The organism is Aeromonas sp. FDAARGOS 1411 (assembly GCF_019047125.1).
In the GTDB taxonomy this organism is placed as follows: domain Bacteria; phylum Pseudomonadota; class Gammaproteobacteria; order Enterobacterales; family Aeromonadaceae; genus Aeromonas; species Aeromonas veronii.
Genome location: NZ_CP077214.1, coordinates 3,152,501 through 3,173,073, shown reverse-complemented (window position 1 = coordinate 3,173,073; position 20,573 = coordinate 3,152,501). Strand labels below are relative to the sequence as shown.

Annotated in this window: 17 protein-coding genes and 6 tRNA genes (1 of these 23 cut by a window edge); 15 read left to right on the top strand and 8 right to left on the bottom strand. The window is 60.0% G+C overall.

The features are described 5' to 3' along the window. The first annotated feature begins 2 nt into the window (after positions 1–2). The 10 genes from I6L41_RS14265 (at position 3) to I6L41_RS14220 (ending at position 5,859) form a co-directional block, all read left to right on the top strand. Positions 3–512: a regulatory protein RecX gene (locus I6L41_RS14265; RefSeq protein ID WP_139742581.1), complete on the top strand. Its 510-nt coding sequence runs from the start codon at positions 3–5 to the stop codon at positions 510–512. Positions 513–807: 295 nt separating this feature from the next. After that, on the top strand, positions 808–3,432 hold the full coding sequence (gene alaS / locus I6L41_RS14260) for an alanine--tRNA ligase (RefSeq protein ID WP_216959611.1): 2,625 nt from the start codon (positions 808–810) through the stop codon (positions 3,430–3,432). Between the two features lie 16 nt (positions 3,433–3,448). Next, entirely contained in the window at positions 3,449–4,687 is a 1,239-nt protein-coding gene (locus I6L41_RS14255) for an aspartate kinase (RefSeq protein ID WP_216959609.1), read from the top strand. A gap of 103 nt (positions 4,688–4,790) precedes the next feature. After that, positions 4,791–4,979 carry a carbon storage regulator CsrA gene (gene csrA, locus I6L41_RS14250; protein WP_005305164.1) on the top strand — a complete coding sequence of 63 codons (189 nt, stop codon included), beginning with the start codon at positions 4,791–4,793 and terminating at the stop codon, positions 4,977–4,979. Positions 4,980–5,192: 213 nt separating this feature from the next. Next, positions 5,193–5,285 (top strand) — tRNA-Ser (locus tag I6L41_RS14245). A gap of 3 nt (positions 5,286–5,288) precedes the next feature. After that, positions 5,289–5,365: transfer RNA gene (locus I6L41_RS14240), tRNA-Arg, on the top strand. A 100-nt stretch (positions 5,366–5,465) separates the two neighbouring features. Then, positions 5,466–5,542 (top strand) — tRNA-Arg (locus I6L41_RS14235). 29 nt (positions 5,543–5,571) lie between these two features. Next, positions 5,572–5,648, top strand: a tRNA-Arg gene (locus I6L41_RS14230). 29 nt (positions 5,649–5,677) lie between these two features. Beyond that, positions 5,678–5,754, top strand: a tRNA-Arg gene (locus I6L41_RS14225). Between the two features lie 28 nt (positions 5,755–5,782). Continuing rightward, positions 5,783–5,859 (top strand) — tRNA-Arg (locus I6L41_RS14220). A gap of 343 nt (positions 5,860–6,202) precedes the next feature. Here I6L41_RS14220 and pbpG read toward each other — a convergent pair. The 6 genes from pbpG to I6L41_RS14190 form a co-directional block, all read right to left on the bottom strand. Further along, the gene (gene pbpG / locus I6L41_RS14215; RefSeq protein ID WP_158110306.1) at positions 6,203–7,030 is read right to left on the bottom strand and encodes a D-alanyl-D-alanine endopeptidase; all 828 of its coding nucleotides are present in this window, start codon (positions 7,028–7,030) and stop codon (positions 6,203–6,205) included. 159 nt (positions 7,031–7,189) lie between these two features. Further along, a complete protein-coding gene (locus I6L41_RS14210; protein WP_005336051.1) occupies positions 7,190–7,855 on the bottom strand; it encodes a DedA family protein in 666 nt (221 codons plus the stop codon). 18 nt (positions 7,856–7,873) lie between these two features. Further along, on the bottom strand, positions 7,874–9,166 hold the full coding sequence (locus I6L41_RS14205) for a hemolysin family protein (protein WP_216947898.1): 1,293 nt from the start codon (positions 9,164–9,166) through the stop codon (positions 7,874–7,876). Positions 9,167–9,409: 243 nt separating this feature from the next. After that, the gene (ansB, locus tag I6L41_RS14200; RefSeq protein WP_005348754.1) at positions 9,410–10,468 is read right to left on the bottom strand and encodes an L-asparaginase 2; all 1,059 of its coding nucleotides are present in this window, start codon (positions 10,466–10,468) and stop codon (positions 9,410–9,412) included. Between the two features lie 130 nt (positions 10,469–10,598). Continuing rightward, a complete protein-coding gene (locus I6L41_RS14195) occupies positions 10,599–10,793 on the bottom strand; it encodes a heavy-metal-associated domain-containing protein (RefSeq protein WP_005336048.1) in 195 nt (64 codons plus the stop codon). 62 nt (positions 10,794–10,855) lie between these two features. After that, entirely contained in the window at positions 10,856–11,806 is a 951-nt protein-coding gene (locus tag I6L41_RS14190) for an AEC family transporter (RefSeq protein ID WP_216959606.1), read from the bottom strand. A gap of 137 nt (positions 11,807–11,943) precedes the next feature. Between I6L41_RS14190 and treR the strand changes: the two genes are divergently transcribed. From treR to I6L41_RS14165, 5 genes are all read left to right on the top strand, one after another. Then, the gene (treR, locus tag I6L41_RS14185; protein ID WP_216959604.1) at positions 11,944–12,882 is read left to right on the top strand and encodes a trehalose operon repressor TreR; all 939 of its coding nucleotides are present in this window, start codon (positions 11,944–11,946) and stop codon (positions 12,880–12,882) included. Positions 12,883–13,083: 201 nt separating this feature from the next. Then, positions 13,084–14,514 (top strand): PTS trehalose transporter subunit IIBC, encoded by a 1,431-nt coding sequence (treB, locus tag I6L41_RS14180; RefSeq protein ID WP_005336043.1) that lies wholly within the window; start codon positions 13,084–13,086, stop codon positions 14,512–14,514. Between the two features lie 66 nt (positions 14,515–14,580). After that, the gene (treC, locus tag I6L41_RS14175; RefSeq protein WP_216959602.1) at positions 14,581–16,242 is read left to right on the top strand and encodes an alpha,alpha-phosphotrehalase; all 1,662 of its coding nucleotides are present in this window, start codon (positions 14,581–14,583) and stop codon (positions 16,240–16,242) included. Between the two features lie 3 nt (positions 16,243–16,245). Then, the gene (locus I6L41_RS14170) at positions 16,246–16,845 is read left to right on the top strand and encodes a sugar O-acetyltransferase (RefSeq protein ID WP_216959600.1); all 600 of its coding nucleotides are present in this window, start codon (positions 16,246–16,248) and stop codon (positions 16,843–16,845) included. Positions 16,846–16,965: 120 nt separating this feature from the next. Continuing rightward, positions 16,966–17,154: a hypothetical protein gene (locus I6L41_RS14165; RefSeq protein ID WP_005336040.1), complete on the top strand. Its 189-nt coding sequence runs from the start codon at positions 16,966–16,968 to the stop codon at positions 17,152–17,154. A 60-nt stretch (positions 17,155–17,214) separates the two neighbouring features. On the opposite strand, the gene rluA is transcribed toward I6L41_RS14165, so the two are convergent. Together rluA and rapA are read right to left on the bottom strand one after the other, a co-directional pair. Next, the gene (gene rluA, locus I6L41_RS14160) at positions 17,215–17,871 is read right to left on the bottom strand and encodes a bifunctional tRNA pseudouridine(32) synthase/23S rRNA pseudouridine(746) synthase RluA (RefSeq protein WP_069528708.1); all 657 of its coding nucleotides are present in this window, start codon (positions 17,869–17,871) and stop codon (positions 17,215–17,217) included. Positions 17,872–17,986: 115 nt separating this feature from the next. Continuing rightward, a protein-coding gene (gene rapA, locus I6L41_RS14155) for an RNA polymerase-associated protein RapA (RefSeq protein WP_216959597.1) crosses the window boundary here: on the bottom strand, positions 17,987–20,573 show its 3' portion. It continues 281 nt past the right edge of the window; 2,587 of the gene's 2,868 nt are visible here — the last part of the coding sequence; its start codon lies off the right edge, out of view — the gene reads right to left on this strand; the stop codon is at positions 17,987–17,989.

Here is a 20,573-nt window from a genome sequence, read left to right as displayed (position 1 = left end):
TGATGGTTGATGAATCCGTTACCGAACCGGTCGAGCCTGCCGAACCGACCTTTGCAGAGCAGCTTACCGCCGCCCGCGCCTTTGCCATGCGCAGCCTGGCCCGCCGCGAGAGTGCCGAGTCAGAGCTGGCCAACCGGCTGCGCCAGCAGGGCTTCAATGAAGAGGTGATCGAGGCGGTGGTCGACTACTGCCGCGGTTACAACTGGGTCAATGACGAGCGGTACGGCGGTATGGCAGTACGGGCCGGTGCCGCCAAGGGGCATGGCCCCATCAAGATCCGCTTCGATCTGCGCCGCAAGGGACTCGACGATATGCAGATTGATGCCGCATTCGATCAGCCGGAGCTGGACTGGTTCGAACTGGCGTTTGCCCTGCTCGAACGGCGCGCCCGGGTGGCCGATCTGGCGGATTTCAAGCTGCGGATGAAGTGGCTCAAATATCTGCTGGGGCGCGGCTTTACCCAGGATCAGGCACGTTACGCTATCTCTGCCCTGCAGGAGCGGGAAGAGTAACGCCACTGCGTGGCAAACGTCGTTTCAGCTCTCCTTTTTGTATGTTTTTCCTGCCGGCTCAGTAGCTTGCGCGCACAATCCCGAAAAAGCAGCCTTTTGTTCATCTCATCCCTCTTTATGCGCTGCTTTTTTGCCTCTCGACAGTGAAAAAAGCCACTGTGGGCAGCGGCGCTCTTATCTGGCCCGTTTATGTGCGCTTTTTCGCCCGTGGCGGTCCTGTCCGTTTTACTTTACCCCGCAGAAAACTTACATTAATGCGGTTAAAAGTCCGTATTCGAATCAAGCAGGATTTTCCATGTATATGTCCACGTCAGAGATTCGCGCTGCGTTTCTCGAGTATTTCCGTTCCCAGGGGCACCAGGTTGTCTCCTCCAGCTCGCTGGTACCGCATAACGACCCGACCCTGTTGTTTACCAACGCGGGTATGAACCAGTTCAAGGACGTGTTCCTTGGCGCAGACAAGCGTGCCTACAATCGCGCGACGACTTCCCAGCGTTGCGTGCGTGCCGGTGGTAAGCACAACGATCTGGAAAACGTCGGCTATACCGCTCGTCACCACACCTTCTTCGAAATGCTGGGCAACTTCAGCTTCGGTGACTACTTCAAACAGGATGCCATCAAGTTTGCATGGGGCTTCCTGACCGAGGTGCTGCAGCTGCCGAAAGATCGCCTGCTGGTGACCGTCTACGCGACTGATGATGAAGCTTTCGACATCTGGGAAAAAGAGGTTGGTGTCCCGGCCGATCGCATCGTCCGCATCGGTGACAACAAGGGTGCCCCTTACGCTTCCGACAACTTCTGGGCGATGGGCGATACCGGCCCGTGCGGTCCCTGCACCGAGATCTTCTATGACCACGGCGATCACATCTGGGGTGGCCGTCCCGGCTCACCGGAAGAGGATGGTGACCGTTTCATCGAGATCTGGAACGTGGTGTTCATGCAGTTCAACCGTCAGGCTGACGGCACCATGGAGCCGCTGCCGCGTCCGTCCGTGGATACCGGCATGGGCCTGGAGCGTATCTCCGCCATCATGCAGGGTGTCCACTCCAACTACGAAATCGACATCTTCCAGGCGCTGATCAAGAAAGCGGCCGAGATTGTCGGCACCACCGATCTGAGCAGCCAGTCACTGCGCGTCATCGCTGACCACATCCGCTCCTGCGCCTTCCTGGTGGCAGATGGCGTGATGCCGTCCAACGAAGGTCGTGGCTATGTGCTGCGTCGCATCATCCGCCGTGCCGTGCGTCACGGTCGCAAGCTGGGGGCTACCGATGTCTTCTTCTACAAACTGGCTGCCGAGCTGGCAGTGCAGATGAAAGACGTCGCTGCCGAGCTGATCGCCCAGCTGCCGCTGGTCGAGCGTGTGCTGCGCATCGAAGAGGAGCAGTTCGTCCGCACCCTGGATCGCGGTCTGCTGCTGCTGGAAGATGCTCTGGCCAACCTGGGCGATGCCAAGGTTATTCCGGGCGAAGTGGTGTTCAAGCTCTACGACACTTACGGCTTCCCGGCCGACCTGACTGCCGACGTGGTGCGCGAGCGCGAGATCGGCATCGACGAAGAGGGCTTCAAGGCCGAGATGGAGAAGCAGCGTGCTCGCGCCAAAGAGGCCTCCAGCTTCGGCGTGAACTACAACGAGATGCTCAAGCTCGACTTCGAGACCCCCTTCACCGGTTACAAGACCCTGACCGAGCGTACCCGCGTGGTTGGTATCTACAAGGGTGTGGAAGAGGTGAGCGGTCTTATCGCCGGTGACGAAGCGGTCATCGTGCTGGAAGAGACCCCCTTCTACGCCGAGTCCGGCGGCCAGATCGGCGACAGCGGTACCCTGAAAGTGGACGACGGTATCTTTGCCGTGACCGACACCCTGAAAGCGGGTAAGGCGATTATCCACAAGGGCTACATGGAGCTGGGCACTCTGGAGAAGGGCGCCGAAGTGGAAGCCGTGGTTGATGGCGATCGTCGTCAGGCCATCGCCCTGAACCACTCCGTGACTCACCTGCTGCACGCTGCCCTGCGTCAGGCTCTGGGCGAGCACGTCACCCAGAAAGGTTCTCTGGTTGGAGCCGAGCGCATGCGTTTCGACTTCTCCCACTTCGAGGGGCTGACCATGGCGACCATTCGCCGGGTCGAGGAGCTGGTCAACAACCAGATCCGCGCCAACCACGAAATCACCACCCAGCTGATGGATCTGGAAGCGGCCAAGTCCGCAGGTGCCATGGCGCTGTTTGGTGAGAAATATGAAGACGACGTGCGTGTCGTGCGCATGGGCGACTACTCCACCGAGCTGTGCGGCGGTACTCACGCCAAGCGCACCGGTGATATCGGCTTTTTCAAGATCATCGCCGAGAGCGGTATCGCTGCTGGCGTGCGCCGTATCGAAGCGGTGACCGGCAAAGCCGCCATCGACTTCATGCATCAGGTTGGCGAGCAGATCGAAGAGGCTGCTGCACTGGTGAAAGGTGACCAGTTCTGCATCGCCGACAAGGTTCGCCAGATGCTGGACAAGGCCAAGATGATGGAGCGCGAGCTGGAGCAGCTTAAGGCCAAGCTGGCCGCTCAGGCCGGTAACGACCTGCTGGGTCAGGTGATCGAGATCAACGGTCAGAAGGTGCTGGTTGCAGCGCTGGAAGGGGCCGATCCGAAATCCCTGCGCGGCATGCTGGACGAGCTGAAGAACCAGATGAAGTCCGGTGTTGTGCTGCTGGCAACCTGTGCCGACGGCAAGGTCAACCTGATCGCGGGTGTCACCAACGACCTGACCGGCAAGGTCAAGGCCGGTGAGCTGGTCAATCTGGTTGCCCAGCAGGTGGGTGGCAAGGGCGGTGGCCGTCCGGACATGGCACAGGCGGGTGGTACCCAGCCTGAGGCGGTGCCGGCAGCGCTGCAATCCGTTCACTCCTGGCTGGAAGAGCGCCTGTAATCGGGCGAGGTGATCTGTGGCACTCTATGTACAGAAGTACGGCGGCACCTCGGTCGGCACACTGGAGCGGATTGAGGCGGTAGCTGAGCGGGTCGAGCAGACCCGCGCCCAGGGACACGACGTGGTGGTGGTGGTTTCCGCCATGTCGGGCGAAACCAACCGGTTGCTGGGCATGGCCCAGCAACTGGATCCTGATGCCAACCGGCGCGAGATGGATGTACTGGTCTCCACCGGTGAGCAGGTCACCATAGCGCTGCTGGCCATCGCGTTGAACAAACGCGGTTGCCCGGCGGTCTCGATGACTGGCGATCAGGTACGGATTCATACCGATTCCGCCTATGGCAAGGCGCGCATCACCAACATCGACACCGAGCTGGTTCATGCCGAACTGGCTGCGGGCAAGGTGGTGGTGATCGCCGGTTTCCAGGGCCGTGACGAGCATAACGCCATCACGACGCTGGGCCGCGGCGGTTCGGATACCACGGCGGTTGCCGTGGCGGCGGCCATCAAGGCCGATGAGTGCCAGATCTTTACCGATGTGGATGGGGTATACACCACGGATCCGCGCATCGAGCCCAAGGCTCGTCGTCTCGATACCATCACCTTTGAGGAGATGCTGGAGATGGCCAGTCTCGGCGCCAAGGTGCTGCAGATCCGCTCGGTGGAGTTTGCGGGCAAGTACCGCGTCCCGCTGCGGGTGCTGTCGAGCTTTGTCGACGGAGAGGGAACCTTAATCACATATGGAGGTGAGAGGATGGAAGCTCCCCTGGTATCCGGGATCGCTTTTAACCGCAACGAGGCCAGCCTGACCATTCTGGGTGTGCCGGACAGACCGACCGTGGCTGCGCAGATCCTGAACCCGATCAGCGACGCCAACATTGATGTCGACATGATTGTGCAAAATACCCTGGGAGATGGCACCGCCGACTTCACCTTCACGGTGAATCGTGACGACTACCGCCGTGCCCGTGCGCTGCTGGAGGAGACCGCCACTGAGCTGGGTGCCTCCTGCGTGCAGGGGAATGGCGAGATTGCCAAGGTCTCCATTGTCGGTGTCGGCATGTGGAACCATCCCGGTGTTGCGCGCACCATGTTCAAGGTATTGGGCGAGGAGGGGATCAACATGCAGTTGATTTCTACCTCTGAAATCAAAATCTCGGTGGTGATTGACGAGAAGTATCTGGAGCTGGCGGTGCGGGCCCTGCACGCCGCTTTTGGATTGGATCAAGCGCCCCAAGAGCAGCCTTTGGGCTAACAATCGCTGATTGATTTAGTTTCAACCATTTACCATATCGGTATCTTTGTAAGATAATGTCGCATATCGATATAAAAACAAAACAGGATACAGGAGCAAGCGAATGCTTATTTTGACTCGTCGTGTAGGGGAAACCCTGATGATTGGTGATGAAGTGACTGTCACCGTACTGGGCGTTAAAGGTAACCAAGTCCGTATCGGTGTTAACGCGCCGAAAGAGGTCTCCGTACACCGCGAAGAGATCTACCAGCGCATCCAGGCTGAGAAAGTACCGGGTCAATCCGGCTTCTAAGCGGCTTTAATGGCTGTGACAAGGCGACACCTCATGTGTCGCCTTTTGTTTTTCCGGCCCCCTGAAATTGCCCTGCAGGGCGCGAAACTGCGGGATAAGTGCTGATATTGTTTGAATATTCCACGCTTTGACCAAATGCTGAGCGAACGCACTTTTTTCTCCAAAAAAGTGTTTGACTAAAAATCCCTGTGAAGTATTATCAGCCCCGCAAACGGAGAGGTGGCCGAGAGGCTGAAGGCGCTCCCCTGCTAAGGGAGTATGCGGCTTATACCCGCATCGGGGGTTCGAATCCCCCCTTCTCCGCCATTTGCGCCCGTAGCTCAGCTGGATAGAGTACCTGGCTACGAACCAGGTGGTCAGAGGTTCGAATCCTCTCGGGCGCACCATATTACGACTCAAGCAAGAGTCATGTGTTGACCATCAGCAAGTCGACACTTTGGAAAAGGCTTACTGATAAGTAAGCTTTTTTTATCGTTTTAAAACAGGGCGCCCGTAGCTCAGCTGGATAGAGTACCTGGCTACGAACCAGGTGGTCAGAGGTTCGAATCCTCTCGGGCGCACCATTTTTCAAGCAGTACACAAAAGTTTGTGAGCGCCCGTAGCTCAGCTGGATAGAGTACCTGGCTACGAACCAGGTGGTCAGAGGTTCGAATCCTCTCGGGCGCACCATTTTTCAAGCAGTACACAAAAGTTTGTGAGCGCCCGTAGCTCAGCTGGATAGAGTACCTGGCTACGAACCAGGTGGTCAGAGGTTCGAATCCTCTCGGGCGCACCATATTTCAAGCAGTACCAAAAGTTTATGAGCGCCCGTAGCTCAGCTGGATAGAGTACCTGGCTACGAACCAGGTGGTCAGAGGTTCGAATCCTCTCGGGCGCACCATACAGACAGCCTCGACTTCGGTCGGGGCTGTTTTTTTATGGGCGATATTTAACTTTTTGGTGCGGATCCCCGTGCGCTGTTGCGGGTGGATCGCCCGTTTACCTGGCTGTTCTTGTCCTTATTTCTTCCCCTTTCTGTGATTGCGCACAGTTCTTCTGATCGTTGCCCCGCCTCACCACCCTTTGCCTCATCTATAGGCGCCTTGTATGCCTGCTGTTGTAACGGCAGATGCCGCGCAGCCATCACTAAGGGTTCGCTCATCAACATCCTGCAAGGCCTGCAGAGGCGTTCTGCGGGCAATAAAAAAGGATGCCGCAGCATCCTTTTGTGTCGAGATATTTACTCAGCTTTTCAGCCATTTGCGAATGCGGTTGGCATCGCCTATAGGGGTGCGTTTGCCCACCGAGTTGAGCAGCACGATGGCAAGCTCGCGGCTGTCCGGTTTGGCGCGCATCACCAGACAGCGCCCCGCTTCGTCAGTGAAGCCGGTCTTGGAGAGGCGTACGTCCCAATCCGGGTTTTTCACCAGCGGGTTGGTGTTGTTGAACATCAGGCTATAGGCGGGGGTGCTGAAGCGCATCTCCCGGTTCTCATCCTGAGTGAACTGACGGATCAGCGGCTGACGATAGGCGGCGGCGGCCAGCTTGCCGAGATCCTGGGCGGTGGAGACGTTGCGGGTGGAGAGGCCGGTGGAGTCGTAGAAGTGGGTATTACGCATTCCCAATTGTCTGGCCTTATTGTTCATGGCCCGCACGAAGGCGCTGCGACCGCCCGGATAGTGACGCGCCAGTGCCGAGGCCATCCGGTTTTCGGAGGACATCAGCGCCAGATGCAGGGCGTCGCGGCGGGTCACCTTGGTGCCCATGCGGATGCGGGAGTGAGTGTGTTTGACCCGATCCAGATCGTTCTTGTCGACCGTAATGGTCTGGTTGAGATTCTGCTTGGCATCCAGCACCACCAGCGCTGTCATCAGCTTGGTGAGAGAGGCGATGGGACGCACCTTGGTGGCATTCTTCTGGTAGAGCGTCTTGCCCGTTTTTACATCCACGACCAGGGCGCTGCTCGAGCGTACTTCCAGTTTGGCTGGGTTGGGTGCCGCGTTGACCGCAGGCAATCCCAGCATTCCCATCAACCCGACAACCAGCGCTGCTGCGCGAATCCGACACCACATACAACCGACTCCGTTCCCATCCAAAAAAAGGCGCTAGATTCACTCATTTTTACCCCAGCTTTACAAGGGCCGAGCGGGACTATTTCTGCTATTTGCGCAAAATAGGCGATCAAAAAAGCCCTCTGGCGAGGGCTTTCAGGTCGGGCGTTGGGCGAGGGGTCAATCCCGCGGCTGCGCGGCCCTGCGTTTGCTGATCCAGCGCCAGACCAGCGCCACCATGCCACCCAGCAGCAGGGCCACCGGCAGATAGATGATGATGTTGAAGAACTGGGTCTGGTATTCGGCGGCCAGCTTGGTGTGGCTCAGGTAGTAGCCAAACCCGACCAGCGGGCAGATCCACATGATGGAGCTGATCAGATTGACGATGAGAAAGCGCCCCTGGGGCAGTTCGGTGGCACCCACGATATAGGGGTAGGCGGTGCGCACGAAGGCGATATAGCGCGCGGTGATCAGGGTGATGATCCCGTACTTGTCCAGCAGGTGGTAGACCTTCTGCTGGTGTCGCTCTTCCACGTGGGACATCAGCCGATGGTAGAGCTGGGTGTGGCCGAGAAAGCGCCCCTGCATGTAACCGAGCCAGGTGCCGACAAAGGTGGCCATGATCAACAGCGGGATCACCCCGAGAGACAACACATCCTGATAGATGAGTACGCCGGTGAGGATCAGCAGGCTGTCACCGGGCAGAAAGGCGGTAGGGATGAATCCGTTTTCCAGTACCAGAAACGTCAGAATCACACCACAGATCATGAAGGCCATCTTGGGATCGGAAAGTGTGTTCAGATCGTGATTCATAAAGGCGTGAGCCAGTTGGTAAAACTGCTCCATACTTGCAAACTCCGCAGGTTAGCTGGGTTGATCGGTCAAGGGCATGGCGAGCACCTTGTCGATGCGCAGGCCATCCATGTCAACAATTTCCAGTTGCCACTGTTCCAGTGTCACCAGGTCTCCGGTTTGTGGAACACGACCAAGGAGCAGCATGATAAGCCCTCCGAGGGTGTGATAGTGATGTTTTTCTTCTTCTGGCAGACGAACCAGCTCCAGACAGTCCTTCAACTCCGGCAACGGGATCAGGCCATCGAGCAGCCAGCTGCCGTCGGCGCGCCGGAAGGCCCAGTTGTCCTCGCCATCCTCCTGCTGGAAATCCCCCGCCAGCGCCTCCAGCAGATCCTGCTGGGTGACCAGCCCCTGCAACTCGCCATATTCGTCCACCACCAGCGCCATCTGTTCGCTGTGGGTGCGGAAGTGGTTGAGCAGCTCGACGCCGTTGAGGGTCTCGGGCAGCAGGCTGCCCTCCTGGGTCAGGGCAGCCAGATCGATGGGCTCCCCCTTGATATAGGCGTGCAGCACCTTGCTGACATTGATGATACCCACCAATTCTGACAGGTTGCCGTCGCAGACCGGAAAATAGCTGTGGCGATACTCCACCAGTCGCTGCAGGTTGCTCTCCAGCGGCAGCGCCAGATCCAGATAGCGGATATCGCTGCGCGGCACCATCAGGGAGGAGAGGCTGCGCTCGTCGAGACGGAAGACGTTGCGCAGCATGGTGTGTTCATGATCCTCGATCACCCCGGCTTCAGAGCCCTCCACCAGCATGGCGTGGATCTCCTCCTCGGTGACGTTGGCGCTGCCGTTCTGGTTGACCCGCAGCAGCCGCAGGCTGGCATTGGTGGAGGCCGACAGCAGCCAGACGAAGGGGCGGGTCAGGGTGGCGAGCCAGTGCATCGGGCGGGCCACCAGACAGGCGATGCGTTCGGCATTGAGCTGGCCGAGCCGCTTGGGCACCAGCTCCCCCACCACAATGGAGAGATAAGTAACCACCACCACCACTATGATGGTGGCGATCAGGCCACTACTCTTGGCCGGGAGCCCCCACTCCTGCAACCAGAGGGAGAAGGGCTGGGCCAGCAGGGATTCGCCGTAGATACCGTTGAGCAGACCTATGCTGGTGATGCCGATTTGGACGGCAGAGAGAAAATGGGTCGGGTCTTCGCCCAGTTTGAGGGCAATGGCGGCGGAGCGGTTGCCTTCAGAGGCAAGCTTGCCGAGGCGAGCCTTGCGTGCGGTGACGATGGCGATTTCTGACATGGCGAAGACGCCATTAAGCAAAATCAATCCCAGCAGGATCAATATTTCCATACAGCAACAGCACTCCTTGAGTGGATAAGATCGCTGGCAGTGTAATGAATTTGGCGGCGATGCGCTTGTGAAAGCGGGTGATCCGGCTCGCTAATTTGATGACAGCGCTCTGGGATGGCTGAAAAAGATGGCCGGAAAAGGGAGGGATGGCCCCGCCAAACGGCGTAATGGGCGAGCTGGCATGTCAGGATGGAAAAGGGCGGGAAGTCCCGCCCTTTCTCATCTCAGTTCCGAAACGCCTTATCAGAACTGCTGGAACCAACGCTGGATCTGGGCTGGATCCTTGCTCTGGGTCAGGGAGAGCATCAGCAGCACCCGCGCTTTCTGCGGGTTGAGAGTCCCGGAGGCCACGAAGCCGTACTTGGCATCATCGATCTCGGCATCCAGGGTGGTGGCGCCGGTCGGCACGCGGGCGGAGCGCACGACGCGGATGCCATCCTTGCTCGCCTTGGCCAGGGTATCAAACAGGGTGTGGTAGAGGTTGCCGTTGCCCACCCCGGCGCTGACGATGCCGTCGAACTTGGCATCCACCATCGCCTTGGCCGGCAAGTCGGTGGCGTTGGCGTAGCTGTAGACGATGCCCACTTGCGGCAGCTTGTCGAGCTTGCTCACGTCAAACGGCGTCTTGCTGGTGTGCAGGCGGGCCGGGCTGCGCTGATAGTCGATCTTGCCGTTGTGGATGTAACCCAACGGGCCAAAGTTGGGGGAAGCGAAGGTCTGCACCCCGGTGGTGTTGGTCTTGGTGACGTCGCGGGCATCGAGCACTGTGTCGTTCATCGCTACCATCACGCCACGGCCCTTGGAGGCGGGGTCGGAGGCGGTCACCACGGCGTTGTAGAGGTTGAGCGGGCCATCGGCACTCATGGCGGTGGAGGGGCGCATGGCGCCGACCAGCACCACCGGCTTGTCGCTCTTGACGGTCAGATTGAGGAAGTAGGCGGTCTCTTCCATGGTGTCGGTGCCGTGGGTAATGACGATGCCATCCACGTCATCCTTGGCCAGCAGCTCGTTGACCCGCTTGGCCAGCTTGAGCCACACCTCGTCGTTCATGTCCTGGGAGCCGATCTTCACCACCTGCTCACCCTGCACGTCAGCGACGTTCTTCATCTCGGGCACCGCGGCGATCAGCGTCTCGATGGCTACCTTGCCAGCCTCGTAGTTGGACTGGGTAGCCGACTGGCCAGCCCCGGCAATGGTGCCGCCGGTTGCCAGAATATGGACGTTGGGCAGGGCCATTGCCATGGGGGAGAGGGTCAGGCCAACGACGGCGGCGAGCAGGGTCTTGCGGATCGGTAGGGTCATGCTGCAAATCCTTATGGTTGGAATAATCGCAGCAAGTTTGCCCATTTAATAACCCGGGTCTGTGATAAAACTCACCAAAAGACAGGTGAGTACAGATTTTTAACCTGTTTTATACCTATATGGAGATAATTTAACTCGCAGAGAACCCCTTGGCTTCGATCAGGGCGATCAGTTCTGCCTTGCTCAGCTCGCTCTCGATAACGGCCTTGCTGCTGGCGAAATCGACGGTTGCGGTGATGACCGCAGGCTGGGCCAGCAGCGCTTTTTGCAGACTGGCGGCGCAGCCACCACAGGACATGCCGGACACGGTGAGTTCGATGGTCATGGGATATCTCCTCTGTTGATGAGCGCCAGCCTAAAGCTGCCGCCTCCGGCAAGGTCAAGCCGTCAGTACATAAGACCCAGATAGTTCATCAGAGTTGCCCCCAGACTAGTGGTGAGCAGTGAGCCGAGGGTGGTGGTGGCGATGATGTTTGCGGCCAGCACGCTGTCGCCCCCCATGGCGCGGGTCATCACATAGCTGGCGGCGGCAGTCGGAGTGGCGCTGATGAGAAACAGAATACCCAGCTCCAGATGGCTGAAGCCGAGCAGGGCAGCCCCAAGAGTGAACGCAGCCGGAATGAGACAGAGCCGCATGATGTTGGCCCAGCCCGCAATGGCTGCCCCACCGCGCAGGGCGTCGAGGCTGAGAGAGGCACCGGTGCAGAGCAGCGCCAGCGGCAACGTCATGTTGGCGAAGTAGCTGCCGGTGGTGAGCAGCAGTTGCGGCATCTTGATACCGAGCAGGGTAAACGGAAGCGCCGCCACAATAGCGATGATCAGCGGATTCTTGATGATGCCGAGCAGGATGGGGCGAATGCCGGTGGCACCGCCGAGACTGCGGGTGAGGGTGATCACCGCGAGAATGTTGTAGAGCACGGTCACCGCGCCGACATAGAAGGCCGCCGCACCCAACCCCTCGTGGCCGTAAGCGTTCTGCACATAGGCGAGCCCGATAATGGCGCTGTTGCCGCGAAAGCTCCCCTGCACGAAGATGCCGCGCAGCCGCTGCTCCCCGATAAAACGTCCGGCCAACAGCTCCAGTACCAGATAGCTGATAACGGTGGCGAGCAGGCCATAGCCGATAAACCAGAGGCTCGGCATGGTGGCGAAGTTGGTACCCAGAATACTGAGAAAGAGCAGAGCGGGCAGGGTGACCTGAAACACCAGTCGCGAGGCGGATTCGGTGAAGGGATCCGGCAAAAGCCCCAACCGCTTGAGCAAGATGCCGAGCAGCAGCACCACGCAGATGGGGCCTGTGATGGAGAGGGAGAAGAGCAGACTGGCCAGCAGATCCATGATGGGCATCCTGTGCTGTGCCCACACACCCTGACGGCGGGGCAAAAAGGGCATTCTAACGCCATGGGCTTGTATTCACAGGGGTTAATCACAACAATGTGGGCAATTCCACCGCCTAGCCTCCTGTGAGCCAATTCATGGACAAGAAACTGACCATCCTCGATATCGCCAGACTGAGTGGCGTCGGCAAGTCTACCGTCTCCCGGGTGCTTAATCAGGATCCCAAGGTGAAGCAGGAGACCCGCGAGCGGGTGGAGCAGATCATCGCCGAGCACGGCTTCGTGCCGAGCAAATCGGCGCGGGCCATGCGCAGCCAGAGCCAGCAGGTGGTGGGGATCATCGTCTCGCGGCTCGACTCCAGCTCGGAGAATCAGGCGGTGCGCGGCATGCTGGAGACCCTCTACCAGCGTGGCTACGATGCTGTGCTGATGGAGAGCAAGTTCTCCCCCGCCAAGGTGCAGGAGCATCTGGCGGTGCTGGAGCGGCGCGGAGTGGATGGCATTATCCTGTTCGCCTTCAATGACTTGGACTATGCCGCCATGGCGTCGCTGAAAGAGAAGCTGGTGCTGGTCGCCCGTGAACATCCCGGTTTCTCCTCGGTCTGCTTTGACGACGCCGGTGCGGTGCGCACCATGCTGGCGCAGCTGGCAAGCCGTGGCGCCCACGACATCGCCTATCTGGGGGTGGATACCTCGGATCTCACCACCGGCCAGCGCCGCCTAGATGCTTATCTCGCTTACTGCGCAGAGCAGGGGTTGTGCCCGCGCAGCGCCCTCGGCGATCTCAGCCTGCAGAGCGGCTACCGGCTGGCGGCCGAGCTGCTGACGCCTTCCACCCAGGCGCTGGTCTGCGCCAGCGACACCCTCGCCATTGGTGCGGCAAAATACCTGCAAGAACAAGGGCGTAGCGAGGTGCTGGTGACCGGCCTTGGCAACAACCCCATGCTCAGCTTCCTCTTCCCCAACGCCCTCAGTCTCGATCTTGGCTACAAGGGGGCGGGGGAGCAGGCGGCGCGTCAGCTGCTCGGTCAGATTGAGCAGGATCAGCCTCCGCTGGTGACAATCGCCCCCTGTTGAACCCTGTGAGCCCCATCACTTCCGATTGAACAAAAAGTGCGCTTTTTGTGATGCTGGCCACGAATTGGGAACGTTCCCATTTCGATCTGGCCAGATTGTCGGCATGCTAAATGGGAACGATACCAAAAACGCTCCGGCCGACAGACTGGCTCAAAAGGGCGATACAGACCACTATTCAATGGCGTCACAGAGGGAAGACCCATGTCCAAGATCAACGCACAGCAGCTTGCCACCCTGATCGACAAGATCGGCGGCAAGGAGAACATCGCCACCGTCAGCCACTGCCTGACCCGGTTGCGCTTCGTCCTGAACGATCCGGCCAAGGCCGACAGCAAGGCCATCGAAACCATTCCGGCAGTGAAGGGAAGCTTCACCCAGGGCGGTCAGTTCCAGGTGGTGATCGGCAACGAGGTGGAGCAGTGGTACAAGGCGCTGACCGAACAGCTCGGCGTCAGCGGTGGCAGCAAGGAGACCGCCAAGCAGGCGGCGCGCCAGAACATGAACCCGCTGGAGCGGGGTATCTCCCATCTGGCGGAGATCTTCGTTCCGCTGCTGCCCGCCATCATCACCGGTGGTCTGATCCTGGGCTTTCGCAACGTCATCGGCGACATCAAGATGTTCGACGATGGCACTCACACCCTCACCGAGATCAGCCAGTTCTGGGCTCAGGTACACGCCTTCCTCTGGCTGCTGGGCGAGGCGATTTTCCACTTCCTGCCGGTCGGTGTTTGCTGGTCTGCAGTGAAGAAGATGGGTGGCTCCGAGATCTTGGGTATCGTGCTGGGGGTGACGCTGGTGTCGCCGCAATTGATGAACGCCTACGGTATTGGTCAGCAGACTCCCGAGGTGTGGGACTTCGGCCTGTTCGTGATCCAGAAGGTGGGTTATCAGGCCCAGGTCATTCCGGCGCTGCTGGCGGGTGTCTTCCTCGCCTGGGTTGAGACCAATCTCAAGCGGATCATTCCGGCTTACCTCTATCTGGTGATTGTGCCGTTTGTCTCGCTGCTGCTGGCAGTGATCGTGGCCCACGCCTTTATCGGCCCGTTCGGTCGCTGGATTGGTGATGGCGTCGGTTTCGCTGCCAAGGCCGCCATGACCGGCTCCTTCGCTCCCATCGGTGCCGCCCTGTTCGGTTTCCTCTACGCGCCGCTGGTCATCACCGGCATCCACCACACTACCAACGCGGTGGATCTGCAACTGATGCAGAGCATGGGTGGCACCCCGATTTGGCCGCTGATCGCCCTCTCCAACATCGCTCAGGCGTCTGCGGTTGTCGGCATCATTCTGATTAGCCGCAAGGAGAACGAGCGGGAGATCTCGGTGCCTGCTGCCATCTCCGCCTACCTCGGGGTGACCGAACCGGCGATGTACGGTATCAACCTCAAGTACAAGTTCCCCATGTTGTGCGCCATGGTGGGGTCCAGCCTTGCCGCCCTCATCTGCGGTTTCGCCGGGGTGATGGCCAACGGCATCGGGGTCGGGGGCCTGCCGGGCATCCTCTCCATCCAGCCGCAATACTGGGCGGTATTTGCCATCGCCATGCTGGTCGCCATCGTGGTGCCGGTGGTGCTGACCCTGCTGGTCTACAAGCGCCAGCAAGCCGCTGGCAAGTTGGCCCAAGCCAGCGCCTGACACTGATTATCAGGGCGACCCGCGGGTCGCCCTCTCCATTTCATATTCGAGACAAGAGAAAGACCCATGAGCCAAACACCCTGGTGGCAGAGTGCCGTGATTTACCAGATTTACCCCAAGAGCTTTCAGGATTCCGCGGCCCGTGGCACCGGCGACCTCAAGGGGATCATGGCGCGCCTCGACTATCTCAAAACCCTGGGGGTCGATGCCCTTTGGCTGACCCCTGTCTACGTCTCCCCGCAGGTGGACAACGGCTACGACATCGCCGACTACCTTGCCATCGACCCCGCCTACGGCACCATGGCTGACTTCGAGGCGCTGCTGGCCGCCGCCCACGCGCGCGATATCCGCATCGTGATGGATATCGTGGTCAACCACACCTCCACCGAGCACGCCTGGTTCAAGTCGGCGCTGGGGGATAAAAACAGCCCCTACCGCGACTACTACATCTGGCGCGATCCGGTGGATGGCGGCGTGCCCAACAACTGGCAATCCAAGTTTGGTGGCAGCGCCTGGGAGCTGGATCCCGCCACCGGTCAGTACTACCTGCACCTGTTTGCCCGCGAGCAGGCGGATCTCAACTGGGAAAATCCTGCAGTGCGCGCCGAGGTGAAAAAGATCATCCACTTCTGGGCCAAGAAGGGGGTGGACGGTTTCCGCCTCGACGTCATCAACCTTATTTCCAAGGATCAGGCGTTCCCCAACGACGAGATAGGCGATGGCCGCCGCTTCTATACCGACGGGCCGCGCATCCACGAATTTTTGCAGGATGTGAGCCGTGACGTGTTTGCTCCTGTCGGCGCAATGACGGTGGGGGAGATGTCCTCTACTTCGCTGGAGCACTGCCAGCGCTATGGCGCCCTCGATGGCTCCGAGCTCTCCATGGTGTTCAACTTCCACCATCTGAAGGTGGATTACCCCAACGGCGACAAGTGGACCAAGGCGCCGTTCGACTTCCTCGAACTCAAGCGCATCTTCAACCACTGGCAGAGCGGCATGCACGGCAAGGGGTGGTCGGCGCTGTTCTGGTGCAATCACGACCAACCGCGCATCGTCTCCCGTTTCGGCGATGAGGGCGAGCATAGAGTTGTAGCCGCCAAGATGCTGGCCAGCACGCTGCACGGTTTGCAGGGCACCCCCTACATCTATCAGGGGGAGGAGATCGGCATGACCAACCCCGGCTATCAGCGCATCGATGACTATCAGGATGTGGAGAGCCGCAACATCTTCGCCATCAAGCAGGCGGAAGGGATGAGCGAGGCCGAGATCCTCGCGATTCTCGGTGCCAAGTCCCGCGACAACTCGCGCACCCCGATGCAGTGGAGCGTTGCGGCCAATGCCGGTTTCACCCAAGGGACGCCCTGGCTCAAGCCAGCTGCCAACTATTCCGAGATCAATGCCGAGGCGGCGCTGGCCGACCAGCACTCGGTGTTCTGGCACTATCGGGATCTCATCGCCCTTCGCAAGGTGCACCCCATCTTCACTCAGGGGGATTATCAGGAGCTGCTGACCGGGCACCCGCAGATCTGGGCCTATGCCCGCCGTGCCAACGGTCAGACCCTGCTGGTGGTGAGCAACTTCTACGGCGAGCCGGTGGAGTTTGCCTTGCCTGCTGAGTTGCAAAGCGGGCAAGGTCGGCTGCTGCTCGGCAACTACCCCGATAGCCCGGCCCGACCGCAATCGGGTATGCTGCGCCCTTATGAATCCCTGATCTGGCTGATGGAGTAGGCGATGACGAAAGTGGTGCGCGGTGCCGAGTGGCAGAAGATGGTGGCGGGGGAGCCCTATGACGCGGGCGATCCCGAGCTCAAAGCGGCACGTGAGCGCTGCCGAAGGCTTTATCACACCTTCAACACCTGCTGGCAGGAGAAACCGGCGCGGGATGCTTTGCTGCACGAGCTGCTCGGTGGCCGCGGCCAGGAGTGTGCCATCAATCCGCCATTCTTCTGCGACTATGGTGCCAACATCTTCGTCGGCGAGAACTTCTACGCCAACGTAGGCTGCACCATCCTCGACGTCTGCGAGGTGCACATCGGCGACAACGTGCTGCTGGCGCCCGGGGTGCAGATCTACACCGCCGCTCACCCGGTGGCGGTGGCGTCACGCATCAAGGGGGTGGAATTTGGCAAGCCGGTGCGGATCGGTCACAACGTCTGGATTGGCGGCAGTACGGTTATCTGCCCCGGCGTCACCATCGGTGACAACAGCGTCATCGGTGCCGGCTCGGTGGTGACCAAAGATGTGCCCGCCAATGTGGTGGCGGCCGGCAACCCTTGCAAGGTGCTTCGGCCGATGACGGCACAGGAGCTTGAAGGCGTCATCCAGCGGTGAGCAGGGGCCATGAATGCAATTGCTATCTGACTGATAGAAAAGCGACTTTCAGATTGTTTTGCATTCAGTGCTTATGTTCGGGGCCGCTTGGTCGATACTGTTGAGTGCAGGAGGAACCCTATGGATATATCAAGTTCTGCAAATGCGTCGTTTGGTTCTGCTCTGATGACGGCCAGTCTGGCCAAGAAACAGCAGACCCAAGAGGGCGAAGCTGCGCTGAAGCTGCTGCAAAACGCAGCGCAATCAGCGCCGGTTGCACCGACATCGGCCAGCGCTTCTCTGGGAAGCAAGATCGATATTCGCGTCTGACCCTAATGAAAAAGCCCCCATCTCGCGATGGGGGCTTTTTTATCTCTGCGATTTGCGGGATCAGACCGGGAAAGGGGCTGGCGCCTCGAAGGTCATCCGCTCGCCGCTGCGGGGGTGGCTGATGGTCAGACTGGCCGCATGCAGATAAAGGTGCGGTGCCGCCGCCAGCGCATCCGGATGGGCATAGAGGTTGTCACCCAGGATCGGGTGCCCCAGCTCCAGCATATGGACGCGCAACTGGTGCGAGCGACCTGTGATGGGGGTCAACTTGATCAGACTGTTGCCGTTCTCCACCTTCAGTTTCTGCCACAGGGTCAGGGCGTGACGCCCCTCTTCGTGGTCAACTTTCTGTTTCGGGCGGTTGGGCCAGTCGACGCAGAGCGGTAGATCTACCTGACCCGACTCTGCCTCCGGCTCACCCCACACCCAGGCGAGGTAGTGCTTCTCGGTCTCCCGCTCGCGAAATTGCCGACTCAGCTCCCGATGAGAGTTGGGATTGAGAGGAATGACGATGACGCCAGTGGTGGACATGTCGAGGCGATGAGCTGCCGCCGCCTTGGGGTGCTGTTGTTTCACCCGATGCAGGACGCTGTCTTCATTCTCGGGGCCGCGCCCGGGGACGCTTAGCAGGCCAGTGGGCTTGTTGACCACCATGATGTCCTTGTCCTTGAACAGGATATCGAGCCAGGGTTCCAGAGGCGGTGAGTATTCAAACATAAATGTCTCGCATCAGAAGGTGGGGGCAAGCCCCCATCAGTTATGGGTAACCACGACAAAGCGGCCTTGGGTATCCAGTTTGAGCTGGGTCTGGCCGCTGTCGGTCGGTACCTTGTCAGTTATGGGTGACCACGATAAAGCGGATTGCATCCAGCTTGAGTTGGGTCTGATCGATCAGGTGGTGCAATTCTGCCTGCAGATTGCGCAGATAATCCAGTTCGCTGTCGCGCACGTTCGGGTTGACCGCCTTGAGCGCTTCCAGACGATCCAGATCCTGCTGCAGGGTCTGCGCCATCTGGGCGCGGGCCTTGTCGACAATCCCGGCTTTCAGCTCTTCGGCAATGGCCTGGCCCTTGCCAATCAGACCGTGGATCACCGGTTGGGACGCGGTGACCAGCTTGCTGCCGAGGTGGCGATTGACCGGAGTCAGCTGGCGGTTGAAGGCATCGAACGCCACTTTCTCACCCAGATTCTGGCCGTTCTTGTCCATCAGCAGACGGATCGGCGTCGGCGGCATGAAGCGGTAGAGCTGGGGATGGGCCGCAGACTCGGCAACGAAGATCAGCTCAAGCAGGATGGAGCCGATGGGCAGCGCCTTGTTCTTGAGCAGTGCGACCGAGGTGGCACCGATCTCGGAGCCCAGGATCAGGTCGATACCGCCGCGCATCATGGGGTGATCCCAGGAGAGCAGCGCCATGTCATCCCGCGACAGGGCGGTGTTACGATCGAAGGTGATGGTCATGCCGTCTTGCGGCAGGCCCGGGAAGCTGGAGACCAGCATGTGATCCCCGGGAGTCAGCACCAGCGCATTCTCGCCACGGTCATCCTGATTGACGCCGATCTCGTCGAACATCTTGAGAGCGAAGGAGATCATGCCGGTGTCGTCATCTTCGGCGGCCAGCTTGTCGACCAGTTGCTGGGCGGCGGCGCCACCGCTGGAGTGGATCTCCAGCAGGCGATCGCGGCCCTGCTCCAGTCGTGCCTTGAGCGGCTCGTGCAGTTCGCGGGTCTTGACCAGCAGGGCGTCGAGGGCTGCCTGATCGCCGGTGTTGGCGGCCAGCAGCTCGAACAGCTCGTCACGTACCGCTTCGAATACCGGGCGGGCAGTCGGGCAGGTCTGCTCGAACGCGTCCAGACCATCGTGATACCAGAGCTGCAGGGCGCGCTGGGCAGTCCCTTCCAGATAGGGAACGTGGATCTCGACGGTATTCTGCTGACCGATACGATCCAGTCGGCCGATACGCTGCTCCAGCAGATCCGGGTTGAGGGGCAGATCGAACAGCACCAGATGGCTGGCAAACTGGAAGTTGCGACCCTCTGAACCGATCTCGGAGCAGAGCAGCACCTGGGCGCCACCCTCTTGCTGGGCGAAATAGGCGGAGGCCTTGTCCCGCTCGAGGATCGACATCCCTTCGTGGAACACGGCACCACGGATCCCTTCACGGGTGCGTAGCGCCTCTTCCAGCGCGATGGCGGTGGCCGCTTCGGAGCAGATCACCAGCACCTTCTGCTGACGGGCTGAGAGCAGCAGCTCCAGCAACCATTCGACTCGCGGGTCAAACTGGGTCCAGGTGGCGTTGTCGCCTTCGAACTGCTGGAAGATCTTCTCGGGATAGAGGTAGCGCAGGGCGCGGGTCTGCAGATCGCCACCGTTGCCACCCATCATGCCCATCACCTTGATGGCAGTCTTGTACTGCTCCGGCAGCGGCATGGGGTAGACGTTGAGGTGACGCTCGGGGAAGCCTTGAATATTGGCGCGGCTGTTGCGGAACAGCACCCGGCCGGTGCCATGCTGGTCCAGCAGCTTGGCTACCGCCTGCTGGCGTGCAGTCGCATCGCTCAAGTCCAGCCCTTCCAGCTGGCTGGCGAGGATCTGTCTGGCTTCATCGCTCAGGGTCTCGCCATCCAGCAGCTCTTGTGCGGCGCTGGCGACCTGACCATAGGCCTGCTCCTCGGCGAGGAAGGCCTCGTAGTCGTAGAAACGCTCGGGATCGAGCAGGCGCAGACGTGCAAAGTGGCTCTGGTGGCCCAGCTGATCCGGGGTTGCGGTCAGCAGCAGTACGCCCGGCACCTGCTCAGCCAGCGCTTCCACCATCTCATAGGCACGGCTCGGCGCCTCTTCACTCCACTCCAGATGGTGCGCTTCGTCGACAACCAGCAGATCCCACTCGGCTTCCAGCACCTGCTCGAAGCGACGGCGCTTCTTGCGCAGGAAGTCGAGGCTGCAGATCACCAGCTGTTCGGTCTCGAAGGGGTTCTCCGCATCGGCAAATGCCTCGATGCAGCGCTCCTCGTCAAACAGGGAGAAGTGCAGGTTGAAGCGGCGCAACATCTCGACCAGCCACTGGTGCTGCAAGGTTTCGGGCAGCAGGATCAGCACCCGATGGGCGCGGCCGGAGAGCAGCTGCTGATGAATGATCATGCCCGCTTCGATGGTCTTGCCCAGACCCACCTCATCGGCCAGCAGTACGCGTGGAGCGTAGCGGTGACCCACCTCGTGGGCGATATAGAGCTGGTGCGGGATCAGGCTGACCCGGCCACCGGCCAGACCGCGAGTCGGGTTGCGACGACGCTGGTGCTGGTTGACCAGCGCCTCGTAGCGCAGGGTGAAGCGGGACATCCGATCGATCTGACCGGCGAACAGGCGATCCTGCGGCTTGTTGAACTTGATAAAGTTGTTGAGAAACACTTCTTTGAGGGCA

Bases quoted from the DNA above. Each gene is read 5' to 3' on its own strand.
- I6L41_RS14265 (WP_139742581.1), top strand. From the start codon at position 3: ATGGTTGATGAATCCGTTACCGAACCGGTCGAGCCTGCCGAACCGACC.
- alaS (WP_216959611.1), top strand. From the start codon at position 808: ATGTATATGTCCACGTCAGAGATTCGCGCTGCGTTTCTCGAGTATTTC.
- csrA (WP_005305164.1), top strand. From the start codon at position 4,791: ATGCTTATTTTGACTCGTCGTGTAGGGGAAACCCTGATGATTGGTGAT.
- pbpG (WP_158110306.1), bottom strand. From the start codon at position 7,030: ATGTGGTGTCGGATTCGCGCAGCAGCGCTGGTTGTCGGGTTGATGGGA.
- I6L41_RS14210 (WP_005336051.1), bottom strand. From the start codon at position 7,855: ATGGAGCAGTTTTACCAACTGGCTCACGCCTTTATGAATCACGATCTG.
- I6L41_RS14205 (WP_216947898.1), bottom strand. From the start codon at position 9,166: ATGGAAATATTGATCCTGCTGGGATTGATTTTGCTTAATGGCGTCTTC.
- ansB (WP_005348754.1), bottom strand. From the start codon at position 10,468: ATGACCCTACCGATCCGCAAGACCCTGCTCGCCGCCGTCGTTGGCCTG.
- I6L41_RS14195 (WP_005336048.1), bottom strand. From the start codon at position 10,793: ATGACCATCGAACTCACCGTGTCCGGCATGTCCTGTGGTGGCTGCGCC.
- I6L41_RS14190 (WP_216959606.1), bottom strand. From the start codon at position 11,806: ATGGATCTGCTGGCCAGTCTGCTCTTCTCCCTCTCCATCACAGGCCCC.
- treR (WP_216959604.1), top strand. From the start codon at position 11,944: ATGGACAAGAAACTGACCATCCTCGATATCGCCAGACTGAGTGGCGTC.
- treB (WP_005336043.1), top strand. From the start codon at position 13,084: ATGTCCAAGATCAACGCACAGCAGCTTGCCACCCTGATCGACAAGATC.
- treC (WP_216959602.1), top strand. From the start codon at position 14,581: ATGAGCCAAACACCCTGGTGGCAGAGTGCCGTGATTTACCAGATTTAC.
- I6L41_RS14170 (WP_216959600.1), top strand. From the start codon at position 16,246: ATGACGAAAGTGGTGCGCGGTGCCGAGTGGCAGAAGATGGTGGCGGGG.
- I6L41_RS14165 (WP_005336040.1), top strand. From the start codon at position 16,966: ATGGATATATCAAGTTCTGCAAATGCGTCGTTTGGTTCTGCTCTGATG.
- rluA (WP_069528708.1), bottom strand. From the start codon at position 17,871: ATGTTTGAATACTCACCGCCTCTGGAACCCTGGCTCGATATCCTGTTC.